General features: G+C 68.9%; 4 protein-coding genes. All 4 read right to left on the bottom strand.

What is annotated here, in order from left to right; genetic code table 11:
• Positions 1 to 439: 439 nt before the first annotated feature.
• Positions 440 to 1,492, bottom strand: coding sequence for a hypothetical protein (locus tag NTW26_08455; GenBank protein ID MCX7022282.1), 1,053 nt, complete (start codon positions 1,490 to 1,492; stop codon positions 440 to 442).
• Positions 1,482 to 2,108, bottom strand: a complete 627-nt coding sequence (locus NTW26_08450; protein ID MCX7022281.1) for a hypothetical protein — start codon at positions 2,106 to 2,108, stop codon at positions 1,482 to 1,484. Before NTW26_08450 ends, NTW26_08455 begins: the two co-directional genes overlap by 11 nt.
• Before the next feature lie 30 nt (positions 2,109 to 2,138).
• Complete coding sequence (locus NTW26_08445) at positions 2,139 to 2,750, bottom strand: hypothetical protein (protein ID MCX7022280.1); 612 nt, start codon at positions 2,748 to 2,750, stop codon at positions 2,139 to 2,141.
• A 1-nt stretch (position 2,751) separates the two neighbouring features.
• A partial coding sequence (locus NTW26_08440; protein MCX7022279.1) for a bifunctional enoyl-CoA hydratase/phosphate acetyltransferase occupies positions 2,752 to 3,449 on the bottom strand: 698 nt, incomplete at its 5' end.

Below are 3,449 nucleotides of genomic sequence, written 5' to 3'. Positions count from 1 at the left end.
TCCCCCCTCTGGGGGGAGGGTCAGGGAGAGGGGTTAAAGCGGCGGGGATAGGAATCCCCGCCCTACGTTTGGGCCCAAAGATGTTGGTGACTCGACGGGCGGGTGTGGACACCCGCTCCTACGTATACGAATAACACCGATATGACGTAGGGGCGACCGTCCACGGTCGCCCGCATATCCCCTCCCCCCTCTGGGGGGGCCTGCGAGGCACGGGCTAGGGAGGGGGGTGTAGCGGTCCCCTCTCCCTTCCAGGGAGAGGCGCGCCTACAGGCGAGGGTGAGGGTCGAGGTTGGGAATGTGAAACGGCGGGGATTAAAGTCCCCTCCCTACATTTATCCTACGTCGGTGGACGATTCAAGGCCCGGTGCCGGTCAAATACCCCCGACGACCGCCGATTAACCCCCCGGACGGCTGCTCCGCCCGGTTCACGACCCCTCTATCAAGCTCCCCCGCCGGCCAGCGCGGCTATCTCCCCCCGCAACACGGCGAACTTTTTGGAATATTCCAGGAGCCTCGCCGACCCCTCGAAGTCGAAGTGGGCCTCGCTCACCGCGTGGAAGAAGGTCGAGAGCTCGCCCATCATCTCCGCGAACTGCTCCAGGGTCAAGTTCTCGAAGGACTCGCCGCTCTTCGTCACCCGTTCCGCCGCGCTGATGCAGTTTTCGTAGAAGACGCGCCAGGGAACCTCGTCGTAGAAGGTCATGTAGACGGGCTCCGCGGAACCGGCCAGCCCGGCGCGGAGCGATTCGTCCTCCCCCGCGGCCAGGAGCCGTTGCCGGTGGATGAAGAGGTTGAGCGAAAGGGCGGTGAAGTTGTTTAAAACGTTCGCCCCGGCGCCCGGGGGACCGAAGTCCTCCGCCCCGGGGATTGTATCGGGCGGTGACTCCCCGGCCGCCGCCGCCATGTACTGCCCGGCCAGGCCGTCGGAGAAGAGGTCCAGAAGCCTTTCGAGGTAATCCGCGTCGTAGGTGACCAGGTCCCCGATAACCGAGACGCGGACCCGGGGAATCTCGCTCTTCAGCAGCCGGACGACGACCGTGGGCTCGGAGAGCATCCGCTCCAGCTCGTCCCCGGCGCCTCGGACGCGGCTGACGATGAGGTAGCCCATCTCGGCCTCGCCCGTCTCTCCCCGCCAAACCGCGTCCAGAACGCCGTCCAGGGCCGGCGCGCCCAGATTCTCCAGCACTTCCACCGAGGCGGCCAGGGTGGTCTCGTCCTCGGGGTGCCCCTGGAGAACGGCCAGGATGGCCGGCACCGCCTCGTCCCCCATCCCGGTCAGGCGCCCGATGGCGGTGTTGCGGACCCGCGAATCGTCGTCGGCCAGCCCCAGCGCCGCGTACTCGACCAGCCCCCGGTCGGCGAACTCCTCCACCGCGGACATGCGCTCCTGCCAGTCGCCGGTGCGGAGGTCCTCTTCGAGGTCCTCGATGGAGCGGGTGCAGCCGGAGAAAATGAGGGCCGCCGAAACGGCCGCAAGCAGGCTATACCGCATTATTCTCCTCCTCGATTCCGGCGCCGCGCGCCCAGAGGTGGTAGATGACGGCCAGCGGCGCGAACTCCACCAGGGTCCGCAGGCCCCAGAAGGCGGCCATCCAGATGCCGTCGGGTAGGGGGAGCCAGGCCGACGAGATGCCGGCGACCAGGGTCCCCAAAAGCAGCCCCAGGACGGGCGACCAGACGGTCCGCCCCCAGGCGGTGGCGGCGGCCGACAGGCACCAGCCCACTACCGCCGCCTCGGCCCCCTCGAAGAGCACCCGGCTCATCGGCGCCCAGGCGCCCAGCCACCCCGGGAATACCAGCGCCGCCAGGATCATGAAAAAACCGGCCCCGAGCGTCCCGGCCACCGTGCCGCTCAGGTACCCCCGCGGACGGCGCACGGAGCGCGGATTCACCAGGCCGAAGACCACGAGGGCCCCCGCGTAGCGCAACAGGTGGGCGAGCCAGACCCCCGCGACGACGCCCGCCGAGGTTCCGCCGGCGAGAAGGGTGAAGAGGGCGGGCACCAGCGCCGCCGGCGCCCCCCAGACGAGCGCCCTGGGAACCAACCGCGACGCGGGGATGTAGGGCGATCCCTCCGCGGACCGACGTTGTTCGGGTAAATTATCCATCGGCGTGAAGCCCGTTTACCGGGCGGTATTTTAAGAATCCGGCGCGTCCGTCCCCTGGACTTCCTCGCCCCGCGGCCGGTGGCGCCACCAGATGACGGCCACGACGGGCAGGTAGCCCGCCACCAGGGTAAGCCCCTGTTCGAAGATGTTGTGGGTTTGCCCCTCGGCCGGGGCGGTGAAGTGGTGGAAGGCGGTGACCGCCGCGCAGGCGACCAGGAACCCGACCCAGAAGAGCGCCGCCCTCCCCTTGGCCAGGTCCCAGCCGAGCCCCGTCACCAGGCCTAGGAAGGCCCCCAGGAAGAGGAAATTGATAATCTGCTGGCCGCTGAAGGGCGTGGGACCGCCGAACCGGGAGAAAATCCAGCTCACCGCGTACCCGGCGAACCCGCCCAGGGCCAGGCTCACCCCGAGGGCGGTGGGGATGTGCTTGAAGCGGATGATGAAGGAGGGGAAGAAGGCTTGGGCGAGGGCGAAGAAGGCGAGGTTTCCCAGCCAGTCGCCCGCGAAGTATTCCAGGCCGCGGAGCTCGACGCCGAAGGCGAGGTCCACGCCGCACTGGAGGATGACGGAGGCCAGCGCCGCCGCGGCTCCGCGCCAGAGATACCCCGGCCACTGGCGCACCAGACCCGTTTTTTCAGCCATCCTACCCGCCGGCGACGGCCATGGCCGTGACGATGGAGAGGTACTTGGTCAGGGCGTCGTCGGCCCGGCTGGTGAGGACCACCGGCGCGGCGGCCCCCACGATCACCGCCCCGGCCTCGGCCCCGGAGAAGTAGACGAGGCACTTGTAGAGGATGTTGGCCGACTCGATGTCGGGACACAGAAGGACGTCGGCGTCCCCGGCCACCTCGCTCTCGATGCCCTTGATCCTGGCCGACTCCTTGGAGATCGCGTTGTCGAAGGCCAGCGGCCCGTCCACGATGCAGTCGCCGAGCTGTCCGCGCCGGGCCATCACCGCGAGCGCCGCGGCGTCGCCGGTGGCGGGCATGTCGGGCAGGTTCACCTTCTCCACCGCCGCCAGGGCCGCCACCTTGGGCCGCGCGACCCCCAGGATGCGGGCCACGTCCACGGCGTTGCGGACGATATCCGCTTTCTCGGCGAGGGTCGGGGCGATATTCAAAGCGGCGTCGGTAAGAAAAAGAAGCTTGTGGTAGGCCGGGACGGCGGCGACCATCACGTGGGATAAAAGGCGCCCGGTGCGCAGGCCGTTGGCCTCGTTCAGGACGGCCCGCAGGTAAGCTTTGCTGGAGACCGACCCCTTCCTCAGGACGGCGGAGCGGCCCGCGCCGACCAGGGAGGCGGCGGTCTCGGCGGCGTCGGCGCTCGCCACGATCTCGAAGG

It is taken from the genome of bacterium, assembly GCA_026398675.1.
Taxonomy (GTDB): domain Bacteria; phylum RBG-13-66-14; class RBG-13-66-14; order RBG-13-66-14; family RBG-13-66-14; genus RBG-13-66-14.
This window is presented reverse-complemented; position numbering and strand designations above follow the sequence as displayed.